Here is a 24,341-nt window from a genome sequence, read left to right on the forward strand (position 1 = left end):
AATCAGTTGATATAACGTATATTATCATGAGGAGGGAGCTATGACAGACAGAGAATTTGAACAGTGCATGTCTGCGATGGCGGCGGGCGACAGGGATAGCCTGCGGCACATATATGATGCGTATCTGAAGCTCATATATGCTGTGGTGTACGACACCATAGGACAGCGCGAGGAGGCTGAGGATGTGACATCGGAATTCTTCATCAAGCTGTATAGCATTGCGGGAAGCTATAAGCCGGGAAATGGACATAAGAAATGGTTGGTCACGATCGCCCGGAATATGGCGGTGGACAGGATCAGGAAGATAGACCGTGAGGCTCTGGTGGATGAGATACCGGAGACCGGGCAGAGTGGCAGCATGGAGGAACAGGTTGTGAACAGCGTGTCACTGAAGGTGGCCATGGAGTCTCTTAAGCCTGATGAGCGGGAGATAGTTGATATGAAGGTGGCTGGAGGATTTACCTTCAGAGAGATATCAGAGATAGTTGGCAAGCCGATGGGAACAGTCACGTGGCTTTACAACAGTGCGATCAAGAGACTTAGGAGGTGCAGACTATGAACAGACATGAAGATGAACTGGAAAAGGAAATAGCTGACAAATATATAGAGAATATGGATGCACCTGATCTCTGGGGAAAAATAGAGGCAGGACTTGATGCGGTGGATGCGCATCGGGTGCAGGATAAGAAATCTGGAGATAAGAAGTTTGGAGTCAAGAAAGACCGTAAAGACAGGAACAGAAGAACCATCCAGATCGTTTCCGGTCTTGTGGCAGCGGCAGTGGTGTGTGTGCTGATCGTAGCCGGACCGTTAAGGAACAGCCGTAAGGGGGCAAGCGATAAGACAGCGCAGGACAACAGTGTGAAGGTGACTTCGGATGAAAGTTATTATGCACAAGAAAGTGACGCGGCTGCGGCAGACGATATTCAAAGCGATGCTGCTGAAATGGCAGAAAACGCCACGGCGAGTTATGATGTACAGAGAAATACTGATGCTCAGAATTCTGTGAATAGTGCTGACTATATCCCCATGATCATGTTGGATGGTGTGCTCTACAGGGACACATACGACATGGTCGATGCTGACAGCGTGGATGAGAGCAAAGCGGCCTACGCTGAGAGCTACACCGATGGCGTGCCGGCAAATGACGGCGAGGTCAACTTTGACATGAACCCATCCAGAAACTCAGCCTACATTGTGTGTGATGATGGCAGCCTTGTAGTGAAGGTTGAGGGCAACTGGTACAGATTTGAGAGGGCAGAATAGCACAAACAAATCAAAAATTAAAAAAATACAGAAATTACCATAAAAAATAATAATCCCTTCGTATATAGAATATAAAGCTTGACCGGTAGCTTGAAATTCATATTACGGAGGGATTTTTTATGATGAAATATAATTCAAAAATATTTGCAAGATCCATATGCGCAGTTATGGTAGGGGTTATGATGGTAGGAGGTCTTACGGGCTGTGGTAACGATGATGCAGTAGATGGCAGGGGAATGCGCCTTGAAAAACAAAATGGGGATAAGACAGAGATAACAGGGATCGCAGAAAAGTACAGGGAAAAAGAAAGTAAGCAAAAAAAGAAGTCGCTGCAGGACAATGGCTTGAGTGGAATATTCAACAGTACGTCGAATGATGTTATGTATGCGGAGGAAGCTTGTGATGTGGCAACAGTCGCGGGAGATACAGCGATGGTGACAGATACTTCAAATTCTATGTATACAGAGATCACCTACGATACGAGAGAGTATGACAGCGTGGCGGAGAATGGATTTGTATCCACAGCAGACAGACCACTCTCCACATTTGCAGCAGACAGGGATACGGCATCCTACAGTAATGTCAGATCATATATAGAGTCCGGCAGTCTTCCTCCTGATGGAGCGGTGAGAATAGAGGAGATGTTGAATTATTTTACCTATGACTACAGAAAGAAGCCTGAGGACGGAGAGAAGTTCTCTATATACACAGAATATTCGGATTGTCCGTGGAACAAGGCCACAAAGCTCATGATGGTTGGGATCAACACGGATGAAATAGATTTTGGAGACAAGAAGCCTTCAAATCTGGTGTTCCTGATCGACACCTCGGGATCCATGTATGAAGATAACAAACTCCCACTCGTGCAGCAGTCATTTGCCATGCTGGCGGAGAATCTGGATGAGAACGACAAGGTGAGCATAGTCACATATGCGGGTGAGGATACTGTGGTGCTCTCGGGCACATCCGGCTCAGAGCAGTACACGATAAATGAGGCGCTTTCAAGTATGACAGCCGAGGGCTGTACCAACGGCGGCGATGCCATCATCACAGCTTACGAGCTGGCGGAGAAGAACTTTATAGAGGGCGGCAACAACCGTGTCATACTTGCAACGGACGGGGATCTGAACGTGGGGCTTACCAGTGAGAGCGACCTTGTGGATCTGATAACCGAGGAGAAGAAGGAAAACAACATTTTTCTCAGCGTGCTTGGGCTTGGAACAGACAATTTGAAGGACAACAAGCTTGAGGCTCTTGCTGATAATGGTGATGGAAGCTATGCGTTTATAGATTCTGCGTATGAGGCGAAGAAGGTGCTGGTGGATGAGATGGGCGGCACGTTGAACACTGTTGCAAAAGATGTGAAGTTCCAGATAGAGTTCAACCCGGCAAATGTCAAGGGTTACAGGCAGATAGGTTATGAGAACCGCGCCCTTGCGGATGCGGACTTTGCAAATGACGCTGTGGACGGCGGCGAGATAGGCGCAGGACATATGGTGACGGTGCTCTATGAGATAGTGCCTGCGGGATCAGGCTTCGATGTGCCTGCAGCCGAGCACAAATACGGACAGGATTCCAATCAGGCAAATACATCGGATACTGCATCACAAGACGTTAAGGATAAGTCTGATAGCGCAGAGGACTATACCGGTGAGCTTGCGACAGTGAACGTAAGATACAAGGAGCCGGATGGGGATAAGAGCAGTCTTGTGAGCCGTGTGGTGAAGACTGACAGCTACAGCAGCGAAATGTCAGTTGACATGAGTGCGGCAAGTGCCGTGGCGGCCTATGGTATGATCCTCAAAAACAGTGAATATGTGGGTTCTGCAGATTTTGATATGGTTATGGCTCTTGTTGGCGGTAAGGTGGACAGTTCAGCCGGCAGTGGCGATATTATCGATATGCAGTGGCAGGGCTTTGCAGACATGGTACGTCAGACGCAGAATATAACTGACTAGGGAAAATGTCGATAAGAGGAGCTGTTCGATATGGCTTTGTAATCACACTTTGTAATCACATTGTATAAAACTCTTTTATTTTATTGATAATTCTTGTATAATAACAAATTAGAGTGTCAATTAAGACGAAAAAATAAAAACAAGAATATCAATATAGACAGGAAGGGTAAGATTCATGGGCGAAAAAAAGATTATGCTTGGTAACGCAGCCATCGCCAGAGGCTGTTATGAAGCGGGTGTCAAGGTATCAGCGGCATATCCTGGAACACCAAGTACAGAGATCAGTGAGAACATGGTGCAGTATAAAGGAGATATCTACTCAGAGTGGTCACCAAATGAGAAGGTAGCCACAGAGGTAGCGATCGGTGCATCATTTGCGGGAGTGAGATCAATAGTGTCGATGAAACATGTAGGTGTGAACGTGGCATCAGATCCGCTGTTCACCGCAGCATACACAGGTGTGAACGGAGGTATGGTACTTGTTGCAGCAGATGATCCAGGAATGTACTCATCACAGAATGAGCAGGATTCAAGACTTGTAGCAAGAACAGCCATGATCCCAGTTGTTGAGCCATCAGACAGCCAGGAGGCAAAGGATTTCACAAAGTATGCATTTGAGCTGAGTGAGAAGTATGATACTCCTGTAATGCTCCGTACAACCACAAGACTCTCACACTCACAGGGCGTTGTAGAGCTCTGTGACAGACAGGAGATTCCTGACAAGCCATATGAGAGAAATATAAAGAAATATGTCATGATGCCTGGTAACGCTATACCACGTCATGTATTTGTAGAGCAGAGACTCAAGGACATGGCAGCAGACGGAGCTGACATGCCGATCAACAGAGTTGAGATGAGAGACAAGAGTGTGGGTGTCATCACCAGCGGTATCCCTTACCAGTATGTCAGAGAGGCTATGCCAAACGCATCAGTCTTAAAGCTTGGCATGGTAAATCCACTCCCAAGAAAGATGATCGAGGACTTCTGTGCACAGGTAGACAAGGTGTATGTCATCGAGGAGCTTGAGCCACATATCGAGACTCAGGTCAGATCATGGGGAATAGATGCAGTCGGCAAGGAGCTGCTTACAGTTCAGGGTGAGTACAGCGCAAATATGCTCAGAGAGAAGCTTCTCGGCGAGAAGGTAGAGACAGTCGAGGCTGCTCAGGTTCCAGCCAGACCACCTATCCTCTGTCCAGGATGTCCACACAGAAGCGTATTCTCAGTCCTCTCAGAGCTGAAGATCCACGCTGCAGGAGATATCGGATGTTACACACTCGGAGCTGTCGCACCGCTCAGTGTTATTGACACAACAGTCTGCATGGGTTCATCCATCTCTACCCTTCATGGAATGGAGAAGGCAAAGGGCAAGGATTATATCAAGAACTGGGTAGCGGTCATAGGTGATTCAACATTCCTTCACACAGGTGTGAACTCACTCATGAACATGGTATACAACCAGAGCACAGGAACAGTCATCATACTTGACAACTCGACAACAGGTATGACAGGACATCAGGATCACGCCGCAACAGGTAAGACACTGATGGGAGATCCTACATATGCCATTGATATTTACAATCTCTGCAAGGCACTGGGAATCCAGAGCGTCCATGAGATAAATGCATTTGATATAGAAGGTCTTAAGAAGCTCATCAAGGAGGAGACAGCAAAGGATGAGGTATCAGTCATCATCACAAAGTCACCTTGTGTACTCTTGAAGACGACTAAGATAACAGGAAGATGCAAGGCAATACCTGAGAAGTGCAAGAAGTGCGGTATGTGCTTAAAGCCTGGATGCCCTGCAGTTATCAGGCAGGAGGATGGAACCATCCGTATAGATGACACACTCTGTACAGGCTGTGGACTGTGCATGAAGCGTTGTAAGTTCGATGCTATAGAAAGGGAGGAGTTCTAATCATGGAGACAAAGAATATTATGATCGTCGGCGTAGGCGGACAGGGAACACTTCTCACAAGCCGTATACTCGGTGGAATCACCACGGCAGCAGGTTATGATGTAAAGCTCTCAGAGGTTCACGGAATGAGCCAGAGAGGTGGAAGTGTTGTTACATATGTAAGATATGGTGAGAAGGTAAATGAGCCTATCGTGGAAGAGGGATGTGCAGATGTCCTCATAGCATTTGAGAGACTTGAGGCGCTCAGATATGCACACTTCCTGAAGAAGGATGGAGTTATCATCGTAAATGACCAGAGAATAGATCCTATCACTGTAGTTACAGGCGCAGCACAGTATCCTGATGGAATCATCGAGGAGCTCAGCGGCAAGTACAAGGTTATCTCAGTTGATGCCATGGACGAGGCCAAGAAGCTTGGCAACAACAAGGTATTCAACACAGTCATCATAGGAATCGCGGCACAGCACATGGATTTCTCACATGATGCATGGGTTGAGGTTATCAAGAACACAGTTCCACCTAAGACAGTGGAGAAGAATCTTGAGGCATTTGAGGTTGGCTACAACCTTAAGTAATTTGATGATTTTTAGTACAAAAGACGGATTTTGACATAAAAAAAGTCCGTCTTTTGTTGATTAATGGTGGTAAAAAGGACCCTCATATGGTAAAATCAACATATATGATGTTTTGCGGGGTGCGTACACATGAATGATATTAACAAGGATGAGATTGACGCAAGATGGCATATGCTGGTATGGCGTATGATGATAGTTATATGCAGTATTTCTTTTGTTATTGCATGGATATTATTTGGAGTATACAGAGTAGATAAGAGCATAGGAGCAGGCGCATATATAGTAAAGTATATCGTGCTGCCGATGATAGTACAGGCTATAGCGATCACAATTTGCTATTTTTATATGAAGCACGATGAGGCGGACATAAAGCACAAGAATTATGTCGTGGCAGGTATGATATATGTATGTGTCGGTGTTATAGCATTTACATATTGCACCATATACCCGCTTATACTTATTCCGTGTGTCACCATAATTGCCACGGCGTTATTTGCAGATCAGGAGCTGACGGTATGGTCGGGAGTTGCGGTGCTTGCACTCATGGTCATCAATGTTGTGAGATTACATTTGAATGTCGGTGAGCTTGCCACACAGATGAACTGGGTTGGAGCACTGCTCATATACATACTGGTAGTATCTGTTATGTGTGCGATGGTTATGGTCGTCAACAAGCACACGAAGGCACTTATGGAATCGATTGCCGGAAGCTACAACAGACAGGTAACACTGATGAGTGAGCTTATGGTTGATCCGATGACAGGCCTGTACAACAGAAGATCATTTGAGGAGAGCCTTGATAAGGAGATCGAGAATGTGGAGCAGACTGGGGCGAAGTCCTATGTCACCATATTTGATATAGATCATTTCAAGGAAGTCAACGATACATATGGCCACAGCAATGGAGATATAGTTATCAAGGCGCTGTGTAAGATGATGAAGGAGAAGTCGAAGGATATGGGACTTGCCTTCAGATACGGCGGTGAGGAGTTCGTGATACTGTTCCATGATGTGGAACTGTCCAAGGTCATGAATGTTGTTGAGGACATAAGAACAGAGTTCAGATGCTACTATTTCCACTTTATGAACAAGGATGGAATAACCTGTAGCTGTGGTGTCGCTGAGTACACCAAGGGAGAGAGTTCCAAGGCATGGTTCAACAGAGCGGATTCAGCACTCTATAAGGCGAAGGAATCAGGAAGAAACAGAACAGTTATAAGTGAATAAAAAATAACACATTGGGCTGTGCTCAATGTGTTATTTTTTTATGGAATTATTCAAATGTTATGATATGTCCGGCGTTACTGGACATAATCGTTCAGCCACTGAACCACACCGTTGGATATTGCCTTGGCGTAGTTCTCAAGATTTTCATTAAAATAGTCCAGATCGTCCTGGTTGGTCATGAAGCCCATCTCAACGATCATGCTTGTCATATCGGTGTCTCTGATGACCGCATAGTCATCATCGCTGTCTCCCTGGGTTCCGATTCGCACCCCTCGGTTGGCGGTTATACCCACTTCCTCGAGATTGCTCAGAATGTCATCTGCGGCCGCATAACTGCGCTCAGATCCTGAGCTGTGTATCCATATCTCAATGCCCTTTGTGGTGTTTGGGTTGGCTGTTGAATTGCGGTGTAGCGAAACGAAGATATCAGCCTTGGCCTTGTTTGCTATCTTTGAACGGGAGCCGAGCTGTGTGTCGCTGTCGTCGGATCTGGTCATTATGACGTTGACGCCGCTCTTTTTCAGGGCTTTGGCAACCTCCTGCGCAAGACGGAGATTGTCGTCCTTCTCGTAGCTTCCGTCAAGTCCCACAGCGCCTACATCGCTTCCTCCATGACCGGCATCCACACACACCGTGTATGTGTCGTTGGCCTTCTGGAGCATGACAGTCTGTCCTTTCCCCTTGGTGATCTGTGCCTTTGCCAGAAAAAATCCCATGACAAGTATGCACAATAATAGTATGATGTTTATGGCGACCAAAAAGACGACGAGGGACCGCATCTGTTTCAGCGTCATTTTCTTTTTTCGTTTGCTCATGTTTCCTCCTTCGTGGAAATATCTTTGATAAAGATACCTCAAAATCCGATGTTTTTCAACTGTGGATATGGAGAACGTGAACAGCATGGCCGCAGCAGAGGTATTCTGCGCTTACGCAGTATAAATGTACAGGAGGAATATTTATGATAATAGATTTTCACACACACACGTATCCCGACAGGATAGCAGCCAAGACGGTAGGGCTTCTGGAGAGCAGATCCGGTACAAGGGCACATTCGGATGGCACACTTGACGGACTGGAGAATGACATGAGGAGCAGACATGTGGATGTGTCTGTGGTACTTCCGGTGGCAACGTCTCCGAAACAATATAAGCATATAAATGAATTCGCAGTTGAGGAGAATGAGCGCTTTTCAGAGACACATGTGTGGTCGTTTGGAGGGATACATCCCGACAATGACAATTACAAAGAGATACTCAGGGATATATGCGACAAAGGTCTGAAGGGGATAAAGATCCATCCTGACTACCAGGGGGCTTTTTTCAACGATATAAGATATAAAAGGATAATCAGCTATGCCACAGAGCTTGGGCTTATCGTGGTGACACATGCGGGAACAGACATAGGACTTCCTGATGTGACTCACTGCACTCCTGCAATGGCGGAGGAGGTGCTGGATGAGGTTGGACCTGACAAGCTTGTGCTTGCCCATATGGGTGGATGGCAGATGTGGGATGATGTGCTGAACAGACTTTGCGGAAGAGATGTGTATTTTGACACGGCATTTTCCTATGGACAGATAGACTGGCGGGAGGGGGCACCGCACAGATGGCAGCTTCTTGATGGTGACATGTTTAAGAAGATAGTGGCAGCTCACGGGTCTGACAAGATCCTGTTCGGAACGGACAGCCCATGGTCTGATCAGGAACAGTCATGTGCGGACATAGAGGCCCTTGATCTGGAAGATGTGGACAAAAACAATATATTTGAGAATAATGCGCGAAAATTGCTTGGATTGAAATTGAATTTTTAGAAAAAATACGCGAAAACCTATTGATAATATTTTAAAAATGTGTTACATTTTTGTTACGCCAATGAAATTTTTCACAGATAGTAATACACGAAAGACATGTCGGAGCCTAACGACATGTCTTTTTTATGTGCTGTGGAGCGGACTGCCCACTGTAAGTATCATTATATGAAGCGGTTTATGAAATAAAAAAGACTTGAGATAAATCTCAAGTCTTAGTAGCTGGGCTACAAGGATTCGAACCTTGAAAATGCTGGAGTCAGAGTCCAGTGCCTTACCATTTGGCGATAGCCCATTGCCTCAACAAATGGTAGTATATACTAAAGCTCAGAATAATGCAAGCACTTTTTTAAAAAAATTCAAAAAAATTTTTCGCCTTGCGATAGCCCTCTAAATAGGGTATAAAATTATAGTAAAATGAGCATCATGGAGGTGGCGTAATGTATTCATATGAAGCGATAGTCAGGTACAGTGAGACTGGTGGAAATAAGATATCCAACATGGCGACCATAGCGAACTATTTCCAGGACTGTGCTATACTGCAGTCGGAGGAGGTTGGCATAGGGCTGGATTATCTGGCAGAACACCACAGAGCATGGTTCCTGGTTTCCTGGCAGATAGAGGTGGTCAGATATCCTGCGATGGGAGAGAAGATCAAGGTCAGGACGTGGGCATATGATTTCAAGGCATCTCTGGGATTCAGAAATATAGATATACTGGACGAGAATGGAGAATGCATAGTTAAGGCGGCATCCATTTGGAGCTATATGGACACCGAGAGGCTGAGACCTGTCAAGATAGACAAAGAGGTGTCAGACGCATATCCGATGGAGCCTGCCATAGACATGGAGTATGCGCCGCGCAAGGTAAAACTGCTGGGCGATGCGGAGACTATAGATACCAGAAAGGTCATGTCTTATCAGATAGACTCCAACAATCATATGAATAATGAAGCGTATATTGCTCTTGCCCAGGAATACGTGGATGATGTTGCGGATATTATTGCAGTCAGAGCGGAATATAAGATGCAATATGTGAAAGATGATGTTATAGTAGTAAAGAGGTTTATTGACGACAGATATGTTCAGATAATCCTGGCAGATGAAGAGGACAGGACAAGGTGTGTTGTCCAGTTTGAACGGAGTAGTAAGGATATATGATATACTGTGTCGACAGAAAAAATTAAGAGGACGGTATGACGATGATAAAGATAGGCGAATGGAATGATCTTATAGTAAAGAGAGAAAAGGAATTTGGTGTGTATCTTGGATGTGCGGATTCTGACAGTGAGGTGCTTCTTCCGAGAAAGCAGGTTCCGAATGGCATAAAGACAGGCGAGCACATCAACGTGTTCATATACAGGGATTCTGACGACAGACTCATTGCAACTGTGAATGTTCCATATATAACTATGGGTAAGATGGCTGTTCTCAGGTGTGTGGGAACTACCAAGATCGGTGCATTCATGGACTGGGGACTTGAAAAGGATATTCTGCTTCCGTTTAAGGAGCAGGTTGGCCCGGTGAGAGAGAACCATGAATATCTGGTCAGAATGTACACTGACAAATCGGACAGACTGTGTGTGTCCATGAAGGTTTATGAGTATCTGAGCAGCAATTCCCCATATAAGCAGGGAGATGCTATATCGGGAATAGTTATAGAGTACAGCTCCGAGTATGGTGCATTTGTCGCTGTGGACAACAAATATTCAGCACTTATCCCGAAGAAGGAGATACACAGTGCCATATATGCCGGCGACCACGTTGAGGGCAGGGTTGCGTCAGTCAGGGAAGACGGCAAGCTGAACCTCACCATGCAGAAGCCGATAAAGATGCAGATCAGGGAGAATGCAGAGATGATATTGAATATCATCGATTCATATAATGGAGTGCTCCCGTTCAATGACAAGGCAGATTCAAAGGTGATAGAGAAGGAATTTGGAATAAGCAAGAGAGCATTTAAGACGGCGGTTGGCAAGCTCCTCAAGGACGGTAAGATAAGGATCACAGAGAAGAACATTGAGATACTGTCCGAGGAAGAGCGGGCAGAGCTTGCGAAAAAAGGAACAACCAAAGCCGATGTTGTGAAGCGTGCAAAGCCTGAGACGAAGAAACCGGTATCCAGACGGTCACCGGAGCCCGTGCCTGACAGAAAAGGCACGGTGAAATTCACCAGAAGCAATGGCGGAAGGCGCAACAACAGAAAGGCTCTCATGGCGGAGCTGAGCGAGAAGGATGAGGAGTAATAGTTCATCATATATAATAGTAAAAAACAGGAGGAACAAAACATGAAGACAATAATAAGTACACCAAAGGCACCAGCGGCAATAGGACCATATTCACAGGCGGTTCTCGTGAATGGAATGCTTTTTACATCAGGAGTTATACCTATCGATCCTGAGACAAATACTCTGGTTGAGGGAGATGCCACTGTACAAGCAAGACAGGCGATCGGCAATCTCAAGAATCTCATAGAGGCATCAGGCTCATCTATGGATAAGGTAGTGAAGACAACAGTATTTATCAAGGATATGAATGATTTTGGCAAGATAAATGATATTTACAAGGACTTCTTCACAAGCGATTTCCCTGCACGTTCATGCGTGGAGGTTGCAAGACTCCCTAAGGATGTGCTTATAGAGATAGAAGCCATCGCTACAGTAGAGTAAGCGTATGAGACAGGACAATGTTCAGAGAAAGGTACACGGAGCGTCATGGTTTTTCCTGTCGCTGATATGTGTGTATCTGTGTGTTGTTATGATCCTGTGGAAGACGAATATCGGCTCACATATAACCATGGTTCAGAATCTGATCCTGAGCCAGAGCATGATATTCGTGCCGACGATCATATATATTCTTATAAGCAAATGTGATCTGCGCGAAACGCTCAGACTGAAGAAGACGCACTGGCTGGCGATAATCATCGTTCCGGCGTTCGTCGTGGCTCTTGAGCCTCTTATGACACTCATAAATGCCATAAGTCTTCTGTGGGTGGAGAGTGCCACTACCGAGCTTGCAACAGGTCTTGTGTCGAATCATAAGCTGTGGGTGTCAACACTTCTCATGGCGGTCACTCCGGGAATCGTGGAGGAGCTTGCCTACAGAGGCGTCATAATGGGAAGCTACAGATATGGCAGCAGACTGGCGGCTATAATCATAGGAGGAATAATGTTCGGAGCCATGCACATGAATTTCAATCAGATGGCATATGCGATGGTTCTGGGAATGATGCTGGGATTTCTTGCCGAGGCGACAGGAAGTATATTTACGACCATGTATGCTCATTTTTGTTTTAATGAGATATCGGTCATCATCAGCTATATAGCATCACATGTCAGCGTGCTCAAGCAGATGGTGGAGAAACAGGCTTCTGAGGGAATAGCAGCAGATCAGCTCAAGCAGACGATATTGATCTATATTCCATTTGCATTTATGGGATTGTGCGCGGCTACAGCGTTGATAGTGCTTCTTGCGTATCTGAATAAAAGACATATGGATATGTTGGCGATGTTCAGGAGAAACAGGAACACTGAGGCCAAGAGACCGAGGATCATATCTGTGCCGCTTGTACTGGCACTGTGCGTATGCATAGGATTTATGATAATAACAGAATTTGTTTTATGATATGTAATACAATGCCTGCACTATTATAGGTGCGGGCATTTGCATATTAATGCTGTTAATCCCTGTCGAGGAACCAGTAGAAGGAGATGGTATACAGTCCGGCAACACCCACCAGAGTATAGATTATTCTGGAAAATGCAGTTCCGGCACCGAAGATGCCATCCACTATGTTGTAGCTGAACAGTCCTATAATGCCCCATACGATAGCACCGATTATGGTCAGTGTGAGACATATGCAATTTAATGTTTTCATTTTTGACCTCCAATATGATCGCGCCAAATGCGGCGTTTCAGTATGATGTAATTGTGTGCAGTTATCATTTGAAATATTCATGAGATTCAGGTGACTTGACACAAAAAAGTAAGTGTAGTAAATTTACATATGAATACTTGTTCAAATGGAACACGTGAGTTGCTTGTTTGGGAGCAGAAAGGACCATAGATATGGCAGAAGATAAAAATATTTTTTTTGACAGTTATGAACTGGAACAGTCGGATCTCGCAGATCTGGCAGACCTGTTCAAGGTGTTTGGCGATGCGACACGTATATCCATCATGTTCGCCCTGCTTAAGAAGGAACTGAGTGTCGGAGACATCGCAGAGCGTCTGGAGATGAATGCATCGGCTATTTCACACCAGCTCAGGGTGCTGAAGCAGGCCAAATTGATAAAAAGCAGAAGAGAGGGCAAGAATATAATATATTCCCTGGCCGATGAGCACGTTGTGACCATCATCAAACAGGGTGTTGACCATATACTTGAATAGAATATACGAGAGGTAGAATATGAAGGTAGAATCACTTATATTTGACATGGATGGAACTCTGTGGGACAGCGCGGCAAATGTAGCTGCGTCCTGGAGTGAAGTCCTCGAAAGACAGGCTGATGTGGACATGAAGGTGACAGAGGCCGATATCAAATCTGTTATGGGTATGCCAATGGATGCCATTGCCGACAAGCTGTTCGGAGCGTATTCGGAGGACAGAATGACTCAGCTTATGGATGCCTGCGGAGACTATGAGAACGAGTATCTCCGTGAACATGGCGGCGTTCTATACGATGGTGTAGAGGATACCATTGCGAAGCTTTCGGGATCACACAGGCTGTTTATAGTCAGCAACTGCCAGAGTGGATATATAGAGGCATTTCTTGATTATTACGGGTTTGGAAAGTATTTTAAGGATATACTCTGCTGGGGAGATACAAAGGTATCAAAGGGCGAGAGTATAAAGATACTCATGGAGAAGAATGGAATAGAGGATGCTGCATATGTCGGCGACATCCAGGGCGACTGCGACAGTGCCAGATTTGCCGGGATAAAGTTCATTCACGCGGCATACGGGTTTGGCAGTGTGAAGGATAAGGATGCGGAGATCCATACATTTGCGGAACTTCTTGACGTGGTGGAGTGATACGGAAGGTCATTTACAGACCTGCTATAAAACATAATAAACAGAAAAACAGGGAGTATATCAGCAGTTGATATACTCCCTGTCTCTATATATTATTTATCCATATGCTCAAGTGCAGCTGCTACAAATCCTTTGAAAAGAGGATGTGGCTTGTTTGGTCTTGATTTGAATTCCGGATGTGCCTGTGTTCCGATGAACCAAGGATGCTCAGGAATCTCAATCATCTCGACGATATGTCCGTCAGGTGACAGTCCGACAAGCTCCATTCCGTTGTCAGTCAGAGCCTGACGATAGTCATTGTTGACCTCGTATCTGTGTCTGTGACGCTCGTGAATATATTCTGTACCGTATAACTGGTATGACTTTGAATCCTTTGCAAGCACACAAGGATATGAACCAAGTCTGAGGGTGCCGCCAAGATCGGTTACATCGTGCTGGTTTGGCATGATGTGGATTACCTGGTGGAATGAGTTTGGATTGAACTCAGAGCTGTGGGCGTCTGAATATCCAAGTACATTTCTTGCAAATTCAACTATTGTGAGCTGCATTCCGAGACACAGTCCAAGGTAAGGAACCTTGTGTGTTCTGGCGTAATTGATAGAAGTGATCATTCCCTCTATACCTCTGTCGCCAAAGCCGCCCGGAACAAGGATTCCGTCTATATCGCCGAGGATCTCAGCGACATTCTCCTCTGTTACAAGCTCGGAGTCGACCCACTTGATCTCAACCTCTGCCTTGTTGGCAACGCCGGCATGCTTCAATGCCTCAACTACTGAGATATAGGCATCGTGAAGTGATACGTACTTTCCAACTAGAGCAACTCTTACATTCTTCTCAGGATGCTTCCATGCATCTATCATGCTTGTCCACTCGAGCCATGCGTGTTCTGCAGGTGGAGGACATTCCATATCCAGGCACTCACATACTACATCGGCAAGGTGCTCCTTCTCCATGGCAAGTGGAACCTCATACAGAACATCCACGTCAAGATTCTGTATAACGTTTCTGCTCGGCACGTTACAGAACAGTGCGATCTTATCCTTGATGCCCTGATCAAGAGGAAGATCGGAACGACATACGAGGATATCGGGCTGAATACCCATTCCCTGAAGATTCTTAACGCTCGCTTGGGTAGGCTTGGTCTTGATCTCACCTGAAGCCTTCAGATAAGGGATAAGAGTTACATGGATCATGATGCAGTTCTTAGGACCGACCTCATGCTGGAACTGTCTGATAGCCTCAAGGAATGGCTGGCTTTCGATATCTCCAACGGTTCCGCCGATCTCGATTATCGCTACCTCAGTATCCTTTGCATCGGGATTTCTGTAGAATCTGTCTTTTATCTCATTGGTGATATGTGGCACTACCTGTACTGTGTGTCCTCCGAAATCACCATGGCGCTCCTTCTGAAGGATGCTCCAGTATACCTTTCCGGTTGTTACATTAGAATTCTTGTTGAGACTTTCGTCTATAAAACGCTCATAGTGACCGAGATCCAGATCTGTTTCGGCGCCGTCGTCAGTGACAAAAACTTCGCCGTGCTGGATAGGGTTCATTGTTCCCGGATCAATATTGATATAAGGGTCGAACTTCTGGCTTGTGACTTTATATCCTCTCATCTTGAGAAGACGTCCAAGAGAAGCAGCAGTAATACCCTTACCGAGTCCAGATACAACACCACCAGTGACAAACACATACTTGACTGCCATAATTATATCCTCCATTAATACTTCAAAAAACTACATTAACATATTATAAGCAAGCCATATCTAAAAGTCAATTGAGAAAAACAAGTTAAAAACAAATTAAACTTGGCAAAATAATGCTCTGGCTGTTGAAATGAACGTTTTAGGGTCAGATGACATGAAATAATGAAGCGCATTGATGCGTGAAGGCTGTCGCACCTGTGCACGACATACATTATGTCGTTGCACTTGCGTGTATCGACATATACTAATATAATTATAAAAGAGTATGTAAATGTGGGGCGTGCGTCATGCTCACACATAACAAATACGGATTATAATGCATTTTCATGCTTGGGATTGGAATATACAGATTGATGAAAAAGATAACGTTTATACATATATCCGATGTGCTGCTCGGCGCGCTGCCTGACAGGGAGTGTGTATGGAGCGGCGAGAGGAAAAACGAAATATACATGACATTTGAGGCTGTGGTGGCACGTGCCGGGGAGCTTGACGTGGATTTTCTTCTGGTTGCAGGCAATCTGTTTGACCATCAGCCATCTGAGGAAGAGCTTGCATGGCTTGATGAGATATTTGGAAGCTTAAAGCATACAGTGGTCATATATGCTGCTGGATTTCAGGATAATCTGGGAAGTGATGCGCCGCTTCTTGACTATGGTTTCAAATCCCGTGTGTGTGTGATCGGAAGCCCTGGAATAAGACAGATTGGAGACAAGCAGACTGGAGACATGGGGTACACAGCGGTCAGGGATGAGCAGGCGACCATGGCACTGGATCATATTCATTTTCCGGACAAGGATGTTGATATATACGGCGTGAGTTATTTTGACAGGAAGATGGATGCCAGGGTGGTGGATGATGCAGAACCGCAGGATGAAGCGGTATGTAATGTGCTGATCGCATGTGGGGGTGACCGGAGACGGATGCCGGTTGACTGGAACAGGCTGCGTGCCAGTGGATTTAATTACATTGCGTTTGGCGGCCGCCAGAAGTATCAGATGAAGATTCCGGGCAAGGCTTATTATTCTGGAAGTCCGGAGGCTGTGTCGAGAGAGTCAACAGGCGCACATGGATATATATATGGGGAAATGTCTGACGGAGTGGTTTCGACTAAGTTTGTGCCTGCTGCGGTCAGAGAATATAAAAGAATTGATTATCCGGTGGATAACGATACAAGGGACGGTGCTCTGACGGAGGCCATTCTGGGTATCCTGGAGCTTGAGGGACGTGACAATATATATTCCATATGCCTGAACCGTATGGCAGGTTGTGAGAAGAACTTTGATATATCATCCATGCTGAAGGATTACAGAATCCTGGCGGTGGAAGGTGAGAGATTTGAACGATCCGACTACAGTGAATACGCCAGAGCCAACAAAAATACAGAATTTGGCAGATTGCTCGATAAACTGAATGTAGCCGATCTTGAAAGCAGAGACGGAATAAAACTTGCGGTCGACATGATGATAGAGGTGTCGGGGCTGTATGCAAGATCGGGCAGAAAAATGGGCAGGGAGCTTTATCACGATACACTGAGACAGGTCAGACAGATACTCAGGATGAAATGTCAGACATACGAGGCGGACGCTGCGGTCAGGGAATATATGAGCCTGCAAAATGACTACGAGGTCAGCTCTGATGTTCTGGGTGAGCTTAACTCGGTATGGGCACAGGAGCGGAAAAGAGAACTTGAGATCACGACGCTCAGACGTCATCTGGAGGAGCTTCCTAAGGAGTACAGACGAAGCTGGATAAGGACTGGAGTAAGGACAGCACTTGTACCGCTCATGGTACTTGGAATATTGTCGATAGTTATAATGTATGCATTGGTCGCACGGGGGGATAATATTCTCCCGGACGGACGACTTGTGTATGCGATGCTCTTCGCTGTCGGAGCTGCGGGACTTGCATACTATATTGGATATGCATTGTCAAAATACTGGGGACTCAGGAAGAAGAGTGGAAGAAAGAGATTGACAGCGGAGCTTGAGGAAAGCAGGGCGGAACTTGATAAGCTCTGTGCACAGCGGGATGAGATACACAGCCGCAGAACCGGGCTGCAAAGCCTTGACGGACGAAGAAGAGATATATACGAAAAACTCACACACCGGGAGAAGCTTCTTGATGAAAAGCTTCAGGAGATCCGGGTTATGAGATGTGCGATAGATGAACTGGATGGACTTTCATCATGACAGATGGGTCTGTTCAGCTTTTACTATGTGTTTTTCATTGTGAAATGTCATTATGGCAACAACCTGTATGGATCCAAGAATCAGGAGAAAACCGATCAGATCCATGCGGGTGAACTGGGTTCCCAGAAAGATCCACGTCAGCAGGGCACTTGACACGGGCTCGACTGTGACAAATAGACTCGCCTTCACGCTTCCGAGGATGCTGATGCCGAGACCATATATTGTAAATGGGATGAGGGAGCCCACAATGGCTACCGCAAGTGAGGCTGCAATTATCCTTCCATCCATGTGAGGCAGTGAGAATGTTTTTGTGACCAGCGCAAGGAAAATGGAGGCTATGAGTGATGACCAGCCTATGATATTTACCAGACCATATTCATTGTAGAGCTTCTGAGGATAAAGGCAGTATATAGTGAAACATACCGCTGAGGTGAGTCCCCATATGAGCGCCGGCCTGGATATGGCAAGGGAATTCAGGCTGCCGTGTGTGGCGATCAGAAAGATACCAGCAAATGCACATACGACTGAGGCGGCTTCATATATATGAGGTCTCTTGTGCATGAATATTGTTGTGTACAACAGCAGCATGATTATGTATGTGAACTGGATCACTGTGCCGGTTGCGGCGTTGGAATGTTCGATGGAAGCGAAGTATGTGAACTGCACGCCCATGACACCTGAGAGTGCAAAGAACAGCATAGATATGACACTTTTAGGCTTTGACCATATGGTCAAAGCCCTTTTATCTCCCTTTACGGCGGCGATGACAAGCAGTACGACACCGGATATAAACTGTCTGATTATGGAAAGCTGTGTGGCATTTACATCTGACGACTGGAACACGTATTGTCCAAGGACTCCGCTTATGCCCCACATGATTCCGCATGACAGAACCAGTATGATTCCGAATCTCTGTGAATGGTTGATCTGTTTTTCTGACATAACACCGCCTCTTCTCTTGTTAAAAGTGACATCATTTTACCACCGATATTTCTAATTTTCAATTATTCTTTAAACAAGGTGCCTTGGTGTCAAATGAAGGGTTGAATGCATAGAAATTCTTGTGATCGAGGGTATCTTTTACAGCCTCAAGGCATTCGCCAAATCTCTGGAAGTGCACGACCTCCCTCTCGCGCAGGAATTTGATAGGCTCATATACGTCCGGGTGATCCTTGCACAGTCTGAGGATGTTGTCGTAGGTCGACCTGGCTTTCTGCTCAGCGGCCATATCCTCAAAAAGATCTGTTATCGCGTCGCCCTTGCACTGGAATTCGCAGGCGTTAAATGGAATTCCTCCTGCCGCCTGGGGCCAGATGCCGATAGTGTGGTCGATATAATATTTGTCAAATCCAGATGCCTTGATCTCCTCGATGCTCAGATCCCTTGTGAGCTGGTAAATGATGGTCGCAACCATCTCGAGATGGGCAAGTTCCTCGGTTCCGATGTCGGTCAGAGCCGCCTTGACCTTCTTGTCAGGCATGGAATATCTCTGCGACAGGTATCTCATGGAGGCGCTCATTTCGCCGTCTGGGCCGCCGTATTGACTGATTATGTCCTGAGCCAGCTTTGCGTTGGTTTCCTTTATATTTATAGGAAATTGTAATCTTTTCTCATAAACCCACATTAGCAGTTACACTCTCCTTCCCATGGCCAAGGGTCATTGACCCAGTTGAAATAGTTGTTGTCAGTGACCTGATATTTGTTCAGCGGCCCATACATGTTCACGTAATCATTTATAGCCTGGGTGCGCATGCTCTGATAGTTGTCATAGCTCGAAAGCGCCTTGGTGCAGTCGGGATGAAGGTCGAGATAGAGCGCAATATCGTCAAGTGCAAAAGAGACCTCTGTGATAAAGCGCAGAAGCTGTTTTTTGTTCATTTTATTCATGCCTATTTCCCCCTTACCCCGCAGAATATCAGATTGAGATCCTTGAACATGGTTCCCTCCACAAGTCCGCACTTTGCATCGTACAGATTTTCAAAGGGCTGTTCAGGGATATAAGCCATTCCAAGGGGCCTGCCTGATCTTGCGGATGGGGCAGTGCCGGATTCACAGGAACGTGGCTTGGAGCCGGATGAGGCGGTATATTTAACAGAGGTTCCTTGGTTATAGTAGCATCGATTCTGGCCGTTACGGCTGCAGTTTCTGTTTTGTTCCACTATAAAAGCCTCCACACATAAGTTTTCTCTGTATAAACTATGCCGGAGGCTTAAATATGTTACTGTATTTTGTTGTGTGTTAGATACCCTTCATGGAGAGCTGTATACGTTTCTTGGCGAGGTCTATGCCGATGACCTTTACCTGGACTATGTCGCCGACGCTCACCACGTCAAGAGGGTGCTTTATGAATTTGTCGGACATCTCTGAGATGTGGACAAGTCCGTCCTGATGAACACCTATATCCACAAATGCGCCGAAGTCGATCACGTTTCTGACGGTTCCCTTGAGTATCATTCCCTCTGTCAGATCCTTCATCTCAAGGACATCTCCTCTGAGGATCGGCTTTGGCATCTCGTCACGGGGATCACGGGCAGGCTTTTCAAGCTCCTTTATGATGTCGTTGAGAGTTATCGTTCCTGTTCCCAGCTCCTCAGCTAGCTTTTTGATGTTGCCGGCGGCTTTTGAAAGATCCTTGAGCCTGCCGGATGCAATGTCATCGGTTGTGTAGCCGATGTGGCTCAGCAGGGCAGTGGCTATATCATAACTCTCTGGATGGACAGATGTGGCGTCCAGAGGATTTGAGCCGCCGTTAATCCTCATGAAACCTGCGCACTGTTCAAATGCCTTAGGTCCGAGCTTGGCAACCTTGAGGAGTTCCTTTCTGGTGTTGAAGCGTCCATTTGCCTCTCTGTAATCCACGATATTCTTGGCAAGAGTCTTGTTAATTCCGGAAATGTGCTCCATGAGTGGGGCAGAAGCGGTGTTGAGGTCGACACCGACTTTATTTACAGAATCCTCTACAACTGCGTCCAGGGCTTCTGTCAGCTTCTTCTGGTTCATATCGTGCTGATACTGACCGACTCCGATGGCCTTTGGATCGATCTTGACCAGCTCTGCCAGAGGATCCTGTACTCTTCTGGCGATGGAAGCAGCACTTCTCTGGCCAACATCAAAATGAGGAAATTCCTCGGTGGCGAGCTTGCTGGCTGAGTATACAGAAGCTCCGGCCTCGTTGGTTATCACGTACTGTACAGGTGTGTCAAGTTCGCTGATGAGCTCTGCGATCACCATCTCTGACTCTCTGGATGCAGTACCGTTTCCTACGGATATGAGAGTTATGCCGTACTTCTTTATAAGAGCCTTCACAGTCTTTTTAGCCTCTGCTACCTTCTTCTGAGGTGCTGTTGGGAATATGACAACGGTGTCGAGAACCTTTCCGGTCGGGTCCACAACGGCGAGCTTACAGCCGGTTCTGAACGCCGGATCCCAGCCGAGCACTGTCTGTCCTGCGATAGGAGGCTGCATGAGAAGCTGCTGCAAATTCGATGCAAATACCTTGATGGCACCGTCCTCAGCGGTCTCTGTGAGGGCGTTTCTGATCTCCCTCTCGATGGCAGGGGCTATGAGCCTGTCGTAGCTGTCTGCGATCACGTCTGAAAGTATCTGTTCGGTCTCAGGATTGTCTCTGACGATGATCTGTTTTTTCAGATATGATATTATGTCGTTGACCGGTGCCTCGATCTTTACTGTGATGAACTTTTCCTTTTCACCGCGGTTAACGGCGAGGGTTCTGTATCCGGTCATCTTGGATACAGGGGTGGAGAAGTCGTAGTACATCTCGTATACGGATTCAGCCTCCGGGTCCTTTGCTGTTGTTCTCAGCACACCGTGTCTGGTGGTGAGATCTCTTATGTGAGTTCTGTAATCGGCAGTGTCAGATATATTTTCAGCGATTATGTCCATTGCGCCCGCAATGGCTTCGCTGGTGTCTGCAACGCCATTCTCCTCAGACACATAAGCTTCAGCTTCCTTGACTATCGGAGTTCTGGTCATTTGCAGCATGATGATGTTTGCGAGTCCCTCCAGCCCTTTGTCCTTGGCGATGGTTGCTCTTGTCTTTCTCTTAGGTCTGTATGGTCTGTAGAGATCGTCAACCAGAACCATGGTCTCGGCCTTCTCAATGTCCGCCCTGAGCTGGTCTGTAAGTTTTCCCTGCTCCTCTATACTTGCAATGACCTGAGCCTTTTTGTCCTCGAGATTTCTAAGGTATACAAGTCTTTCGTGAAGAAGACGAAGCTGTTCGTCGTTGAGGGAGCCGGTGGCTTCCTTTCTATATCTGGCGATGAATGGAATGGTGTTGCCCTCATCGATGAGTTTCACCGCTGCTTCAACCTGGCTGTCACGACAGCCTATCTCCTGAGCAATTTTCTTGATTATGTCCATGTATATACTCCTTTTGTAAAGTGTGATGTGCAAAGTAAAAAATATTTCATTGTATATGTAAAATTTAATAGAAGCACATTTGTTAAGTATATAAAAAATGGATAGATTATTCAAGGCTGCTATGTTATACTTTGTGTAGTTTGGGATGTACTGAAAGGGATAAGAAGATGGCTGACATGACACTGGAAAAAGGCGTTGATGATATGGTTGGACCGGATGTACAGGTTTCAGAACGCATACAGCAGGCTATGGATATGGCAAAAGCATTTCATGAAGGGCAGATGCGCCGTGGGAATGGCGGTATGATGCCTTATTATGATGAACATATACTTGGCGTATACAATATCCTGAGAGAAGAGTGTGGGATAACCGACGAGGATATCCTTATAACTGCACTTCTTCACGACACGGTTGAAGATACAGAATGTACACTTGACGATATAGAGAATGCATTTGGTGCGGACATACGCGAGCAGGTGAGACTTCTGACCAGGATACAGGGGGAGCCGTTTTCCGTATATGCCAGAAGGCTGTTTTCCCAAGGCTCATACCAGACGGTGATCGTGAAGCTTGCGGACAGGCTCCACAATCTCAGGACGATAGTTTACATGCCTGATGTGAGGTGGATACAGAAGAAGATAAAGCAGTCGTATACGGACATTCTCAATCCCCTTCCCGAGGCTATGCGGAGAATAGATGGAAGATATAATGAACAGATATATATGCTCGCAGATAAGATAGAAGAGCAGATACTGGAAGTGCAGAGAGCGCTGAACCTGAAACATTCATGATAGGTTGTATCATGGATGAAGCTGGGACAGCGCTCTTTGTTTTTATGATCTATTTATAATCTAATAGAAAATTTTTGTCTCATCGATGATCGTATATACGTTGTCCGAGTAGTCAAGCATTATCACGTTGCAGTTCTGCTGCAGTCCGCCTGACCAGAACTCCTCGAGCGGATGCTTTTTCACATGCATCATCATCGCCTTGTTTATCGCACCGTGGGCAACGATCATGATCCTTGAATATTTTGAGGAGAGTGGCTCCACATACTCAGTCATGAATCTGGCCGCCCGCTGGCAGAGCTCCTCAAATGATTCGCCGTTTCCAACCGGATGATAGAGCTCAGGATGCTTGAAGAAATACTGGAAATCCTGACTTCCGTCTGCCAGAAGTTCTGACATATTCTGCCCTTCCCAGTCACCAAAGCACATTTCCTTTATGAGGTCATTCTTCACAATTGGAATGTCCCTGCCGCCGACAATGAGGCTGGCTGTCTCGTAAGCCCTCTTAAGCGGGCTGGAAAACACCATATCAAAGTGTGTGTCTCTCAGATTTTCTCCTGTGATCCTGGCGAGCTCTCGTCCTTTGTCGCTGAGCTCAATGTCAGTCCGGCCCTGAAGCAGCTTCTTTTTATTCCATACGGTCTCACCGTGTCTTACAATATAAATCTCCATGTGTACAGTCCTCCAAAATCAAATGTCCTCGATCTGCCAGTCGATAGGCTCGACTCCGTTTGCAACCAGGAAATCGTTGGTCTTGCTGAACGGCTTGCTTCCCCAGAAGCCCCTGTATACAGACAGTGGACTTGGGTGTGCGGACTTCAGGATCAGGTGGTGTGGGTTGTTCAGGAATGCGGCCTTCTTCTGGGCGTATGCACCCCACAGGATGAACACGATAGGTCTGTCCTGCTCGTTCAGGATCCTGATCGCTGCATCGGTAAACTGTTCCCAGCCCTTTCCCTGATGGGAACCGGCTCTGTGAGCCTGAACGGTCAGCACGGCATTGAGCATGAGGACTCCCTGGTCGGCCCACTTCTCAAGATATCCGTTATTGGGGATCTTACATCCCAGATCATCGTGAAGCTCCTGATATATGTTGACGAGCGATGGTGGTATGGTGACACCTGGTTTCACACTGAAACTCAGACCGTGTGCCTGCCCCGGCTCATGATATGGATCCTGACCGATTATCACACATTTTACATGGGATAACGGCGTTGTGTGAAATGCGTTGAATATATCATCGGCTGGTGGGTAGACAGTTTCCGTTGCGTATGCCTGTCCCACAAAATCAAACAGCTTTTTATAGTAAGGTTTCTTATATTCAGGCTTAAGATATTCAGCCCAGTCATTTGTTATTGCTGGCATATTGATACTCCTTTTTGTATACAAATATAATGATCCGAAACACAGTTATTTTATCACGGGCGGGGTGCAAAGTAAAATAAACTAATTCAAGTTTTAAGTTGTAAGAAGCAATATCACAT

The 24,341-nt window shown here is 46.2% G+C and carries 25 protein-coding genes and 1 tRNA gene; 15 read left to right on the plus strand and 11 right to left on the minus strand.

Annotated features, from left to right (window positions below):
- Nucleotides 1–40: 40 nt before the first annotated feature.
- From DWX57_RS10305 to DWX57_RS10330, 6 genes are all read left to right on the plus strand, one after another.
- On the plus strand, nt 41–559 hold the full coding sequence (locus DWX57_RS10305) for an RNA polymerase sigma factor (protein ID WP_015533439.1): 519 nt from the start codon (nt 41–43) through the stop codon (nt 557–559).
- The gene (locus DWX57_RS10310; RefSeq protein ID WP_120124025.1) at nt 556–1,266 is read left to right on the plus strand and encodes a hypothetical protein; all 711 of its coding nucleotides are present in this window, start codon (nt 556–558) and stop codon (nt 1,264–1,266) included. The genes DWX57_RS10305 and DWX57_RS10310 overlap by 4 nt, the downstream gene beginning before the upstream one ends.
- Nucleotides 1,267–1,385: 119 nt before the next feature.
- Nucleotides 1,386–3,224: a vWA domain-containing protein gene (locus DWX57_RS10315; protein ID WP_120124027.1), complete on the plus strand. Its 1,839-nt coding sequence runs from the start codon at nt 1,386–1,388 to the stop codon at nt 3,222–3,224.
- Between the two features lie 175 nt (nt 3,225–3,399).
- On the plus strand, nt 3,400–5,142 hold the full coding sequence (gene iorA, locus DWX57_RS10320; RefSeq protein WP_055147951.1) for an indolepyruvate ferredoxin oxidoreductase subunit alpha: 1,743 nt from the start codon (nt 3,400–3,402) through the stop codon (nt 5,140–5,142).
- A gap of 2 nt (nt 5,143–5,144) precedes the next feature.
- Nucleotides 5,145–5,717, plus strand: a complete 573-nt coding sequence (locus tag DWX57_RS10325) for an indolepyruvate oxidoreductase subunit beta (protein ID WP_015533435.1) — start codon at nt 5,145–5,147, stop codon at nt 5,715–5,717.
- Between the two features lie 129 nt (nt 5,718–5,846).
- The gene (locus DWX57_RS10330) at nt 5,847–6,944 is read left to right on the plus strand and encodes a GGDEF domain-containing protein (RefSeq protein ID WP_119998627.1); all 1,098 of its coding nucleotides are present in this window, start codon (nt 5,847–5,849) and stop codon (nt 6,942–6,944) included.
- 74 nt (nt 6,945–7,018) lie between these two features.
- On the opposite strand, the gene DWX57_RS10335 is transcribed toward DWX57_RS10330, so the two are convergent.
- The gene (locus DWX57_RS10335) at nt 7,019–7,759 is read right to left on the minus strand and encodes an N-acetylmuramoyl-L-alanine amidase family protein (protein WP_117875353.1); all 741 of its coding nucleotides are present in this window, start codon (nt 7,757–7,759) and stop codon (nt 7,019–7,021) included.
- A gap of 143 nt (nt 7,760–7,902) precedes the next feature.
- Between DWX57_RS10335 and DWX57_RS10340 the strand changes: the two genes are divergently transcribed.
- Nucleotides 7,903–8,754, plus strand: coding sequence for an amidohydrolase family protein (locus DWX57_RS10340; protein WP_055280078.1), 852 nt, complete (start codon nt 7,903–7,905; stop codon nt 8,752–8,754).
- Nucleotides 8,755–8,973: 219 nt separating this feature from the next.
- Here the strand turns inward: DWX57_RS10340 and DWX57_RS10345 are convergent.
- Nucleotides 8,974–9,046 (minus strand) — tRNA-Gln (locus tag DWX57_RS10345).
- 145 nt (nt 9,047–9,191) lie between these two features.
- Between DWX57_RS10345 and DWX57_RS10350 the strand changes: the two genes are divergently transcribed.
- The 4 genes from DWX57_RS10350 to DWX57_RS10365 are packed head-to-tail and all read left to right on the plus strand — an operon-like array spanning nt 9,192 to nt 12,374.
- On the plus strand, nt 9,192–9,911 hold the full coding sequence (locus DWX57_RS10350) for an acyl-[acyl-carrier-protein] thioesterase (protein WP_120124029.1): 720 nt from the start codon (nt 9,192–9,194) through the stop codon (nt 9,909–9,911).
- 35 nt (nt 9,912–9,946) lie between these two features.
- Nucleotides 9,947–10,996, plus strand: a complete 1,050-nt coding sequence (locus DWX57_RS10355) for a CvfB family protein (protein WP_330514672.1) — start codon at nt 9,947–9,949, stop codon at nt 10,994–10,996.
- A 42-nt stretch (nt 10,997–11,038) separates the two neighbouring features.
- Complete coding sequence (locus DWX57_RS10360; RefSeq protein WP_117551308.1) at nt 11,039–11,419, plus strand: RidA family protein; 381 nt, start codon at nt 11,039–11,041, stop codon at nt 11,417–11,419.
- A 4-nt stretch (nt 11,420–11,423) separates the two neighbouring features.
- Complete coding sequence (locus DWX57_RS10365) at nt 11,424–12,374, plus strand: CPBP family intramembrane glutamic endopeptidase (RefSeq protein ID WP_120124031.1); 951 nt, start codon at nt 11,424–11,426, stop codon at nt 12,372–12,374.
- Nucleotides 12,375–12,429: 55 nt separating this feature from the next.
- On the opposite strand, the gene DWX57_RS10370 is transcribed toward DWX57_RS10365, so the two are convergent.
- The gene (locus DWX57_RS10370) at nt 12,430–12,627 is read right to left on the minus strand and encodes a DUF378 domain-containing protein (protein ID WP_117551312.1); all 198 of its coding nucleotides are present in this window, start codon (nt 12,625–12,627) and stop codon (nt 12,430–12,432) included.
- Between the two features lie 191 nt (nt 12,628–12,818).
- Between DWX57_RS10370 and DWX57_RS10375 the strand changes: the two genes are divergently transcribed.
- The gene (locus DWX57_RS10375; RefSeq protein WP_117551314.1) at nt 12,819–13,139 is read left to right on the plus strand and encodes an ArsR/SmtB family transcription factor; all 321 of its coding nucleotides are present in this window, start codon (nt 12,819–12,821) and stop codon (nt 13,137–13,139) included.
- Between the two features lie 19 nt (nt 13,140–13,158).
- Nucleotides 13,159–13,785 (plus strand): HAD family hydrolase, encoded by a 627-nt coding sequence (locus tag DWX57_RS10380; RefSeq protein ID WP_055224256.1) that lies wholly within the window; start codon nt 13,159–13,161, stop codon nt 13,783–13,785.
- Nucleotides 13,786–13,877: 92 nt separating this feature from the next.
- On the opposite strand, the gene DWX57_RS10385 is transcribed toward DWX57_RS10380, so the two are convergent.
- Nucleotides 13,878–15,494: a CTP synthase gene (locus DWX57_RS10385; RefSeq protein WP_055224254.1), complete on the minus strand. Its 1,617-nt coding sequence runs from the start codon at nt 15,492–15,494 to the stop codon at nt 13,878–13,880.
- A gap of 353 nt (nt 15,495–15,847) precedes the next feature.
- Between DWX57_RS10385 and DWX57_RS10390 the strand changes: the two genes are divergently transcribed.
- Nucleotides 15,848–17,686, plus strand: coding sequence for a metallophosphoesterase family protein (locus DWX57_RS10390; RefSeq protein ID WP_120124034.1), 1,839 nt, complete (start codon nt 15,848–15,850; stop codon nt 17,684–17,686).
- On the opposite strand, the gene DWX57_RS10395 is transcribed toward DWX57_RS10390, so the two are convergent.
- From DWX57_RS10395 to DWX57_RS10415, 5 genes are all read right to left on the minus strand, one after another.
- The gene (locus tag DWX57_RS10395; protein WP_055224250.1) at nt 17,681–18,628 is read right to left on the minus strand and encodes a DMT family transporter; all 948 of its coding nucleotides are present in this window, start codon (nt 18,626–18,628) and stop codon (nt 17,681–17,683) included. The genes DWX57_RS10390 and DWX57_RS10395 overlap by 6 nt on opposite strands.
- Nucleotides 18,629–18,686: 58 nt before the next feature.
- Nucleotides 18,687–19,310, minus strand: a complete 624-nt coding sequence (locus DWX57_RS10400) for a manganese catalase family protein (protein ID WP_015533421.1) — start codon at nt 19,308–19,310, stop codon at nt 18,687–18,689.
- A complete protein-coding gene (locus DWX57_RS10405) occupies nt 19,310–19,573 on the minus strand; it encodes a spore coat protein CotJB (protein ID WP_022216733.1) in 264 nt (87 codons plus the stop codon). Before DWX57_RS10405 ends, DWX57_RS10400 begins: the two co-directional genes overlap by 1 nt.
- A 2-nt stretch (nt 19,574–19,575) precedes the next feature.
- Nucleotides 19,576–19,845: a spore coat associated protein CotJA gene (locus tag DWX57_RS13985; protein WP_133300884.1), complete on the minus strand. Its 270-nt coding sequence runs from the start codon at nt 19,843–19,845 to the stop codon at nt 19,576–19,578.
- Between the two features lie 79 nt (nt 19,846–19,924).
- Complete coding sequence (locus DWX57_RS10415) at nt 19,925–22,069, minus strand: Tex family protein (RefSeq protein WP_118649842.1); 2,145 nt, start codon at nt 22,067–22,069, stop codon at nt 19,925–19,927.
- 167 nt (nt 22,070–22,236) lie between these two features.
- Between DWX57_RS10415 and DWX57_RS10420 the strand changes: the two genes are divergently transcribed.
- The gene (locus tag DWX57_RS10420) at nt 22,237–22,860 is read left to right on the plus strand and encodes an HD domain-containing protein (protein WP_242992738.1); all 624 of its coding nucleotides are present in this window, start codon (nt 22,237–22,239) and stop codon (nt 22,858–22,860) included.
- Nucleotides 22,861–22,920: 60 nt separating this feature from the next.
- Here the strand turns inward: DWX57_RS10420 and DWX57_RS10425 are convergent, their stop codons facing one another.
- Nucleotides 22,921–23,529, minus strand: a complete 609-nt coding sequence (locus DWX57_RS10425; protein WP_118649841.1) for a histidine phosphatase family protein — start codon at nt 23,527–23,529, stop codon at nt 22,921–22,923.
- Between the two features lie 18 nt (nt 23,530–23,547).
- Entirely contained in the window at nt 23,548–24,222 is a 675-nt protein-coding gene (locus DWX57_RS10430) for a uracil-DNA glycosylase (RefSeq protein ID WP_118649840.1), read from the minus strand.
- Nucleotides 24,223–24,341 lie beyond the last annotated feature (119 nt).

This window comes from Coprococcus sp. AF19-8AC (assembly GCF_003603115.1).
Taxonomy (GTDB): Bacteria; Bacillota; Clostridia; order Lachnospirales; family Lachnospiraceae; genus Coprococcus; species Coprococcus aceti.

Coding starts and splice junctions, on each gene's coding strand:
- DWX57_RS10305 (WP_015533439.1), top strand. CDS start 41: ATGACAGACAGAGAATTTGAACAGTGCATGTCTGCGATGGCGGCGGGC.
- DWX57_RS10310 (WP_120124025.1), top strand. CDS start 556: ATGAACAGACATGAAGATGAACTGGAAAAGGAAATAGCTGACAAATAT.
- DWX57_RS10315 (WP_120124027.1), top strand. CDS start 1,386: ATGATGAAATATAATTCAAAAATATTTGCAAGATCCATATGCGCAGTT.
- iorA (WP_055147951.1), top strand. CDS start 3,400: ATGGGCGAAAAAAAGATTATGCTTGGTAACGCAGCCATCGCCAGAGGC.
- DWX57_RS10325 (WP_015533435.1), top strand. CDS start 5,145: ATGGAGACAAAGAATATTATGATCGTCGGCGTAGGCGGACAGGGAACA.
- DWX57_RS10330 (WP_119998627.1), top strand. CDS start 5,847: ATGAATGATATTAACAAGGATGAGATTGACGCAAGATGGCATATGCTG.
- DWX57_RS10335 (WP_117875353.1), bottom strand. CDS start 7,759: ATGAGCAAACGAAAAAAGAAAATGACGCTGAAACAGATGCGGTCCCTC.
- DWX57_RS10340 (WP_055280078.1), top strand. CDS start 7,903: ATGATAATAGATTTTCACACACACACGTATCCCGACAGGATAGCAGCC.
- DWX57_RS10350 (WP_120124029.1), top strand. CDS start 9,192: ATGTATTCATATGAAGCGATAGTCAGGTACAGTGAGACTGGTGGAAAT.
- DWX57_RS10355 (WP_330514672.1), top strand. CDS start 9,947: ATGACGATGATAAAGATAGGCGAATGGAATGATCTTATAGTAAAGAGA.
- DWX57_RS10360 (WP_117551308.1), top strand. CDS start 11,039: ATGAAGACAATAATAAGTACACCAAAGGCACCAGCGGCAATAGGACCA.
- DWX57_RS10365 (WP_120124031.1), top strand. CDS start 11,424: ATGAGACAGGACAATGTTCAGAGAAAGGTACACGGAGCGTCATGGTTT.
- DWX57_RS10370 (WP_117551312.1), bottom strand. CDS start 12,627: ATGAAAACATTAAATTGCATATGTCTCACACTGACCATAATCGGTGCT.
- DWX57_RS10375 (WP_117551314.1), top strand. CDS start 12,819: ATGGCAGAAGATAAAAATATTTTTTTTGACAGTTATGAACTGGAACAG.
- DWX57_RS10380 (WP_055224256.1), top strand. CDS start 13,159: ATGAAGGTAGAATCACTTATATTTGACATGGATGGAACTCTGTGGGAC.
- DWX57_RS10385 (WP_055224254.1), bottom strand. CDS start 15,494: ATGGCAGTCAAGTATGTGTTTGTCACTGGTGGTGTTGTATCTGGACTC.
- DWX57_RS10390 (WP_120124034.1), top strand. CDS start 15,848: ATGAAAAAGATAACGTTTATACATATATCCGATGTGCTGCTCGGCGCG.
- DWX57_RS10395 (WP_055224250.1), bottom strand. CDS start 18,628: ATGTCAGAAAAACAGATCAACCATTCACAGAGATTCGGAATCATACTG.
- DWX57_RS10400 (WP_015533421.1), bottom strand. CDS start 19,310: ATGTGGGTTTATGAGAAAAGATTACAATTTCCTATAAATATAAAGGAA.
- DWX57_RS10405 (WP_022216733.1), bottom strand. CDS start 19,573: ATGAATAAAATGAACAAAAAACAGCTTCTGCGCTTTATCACAGAGGTC.
- DWX57_RS10415 (WP_118649842.1), bottom strand. CDS start 22,069: ATGGACATAATCAAGAAAATTGCTCAGGAGATAGGCTGTCGTGACAGC.
- DWX57_RS10420 (WP_242992738.1), top strand. CDS start 22,237: ATGGCTGACATGACACTGGAAAAAGGCGTTGATGATATGGTTGGACCG.
- DWX57_RS10425 (WP_118649841.1), bottom strand. CDS start 23,529: ATGGAGATTTATATTGTAAGACACGGTGAGACCGTATGGAATAAAAAG.
- DWX57_RS10430 (WP_118649840.1), bottom strand. CDS start 24,222: ATGCCAGCAATAACAAATGACTGGGCTGAATATCTTAAGCCTGAATAT.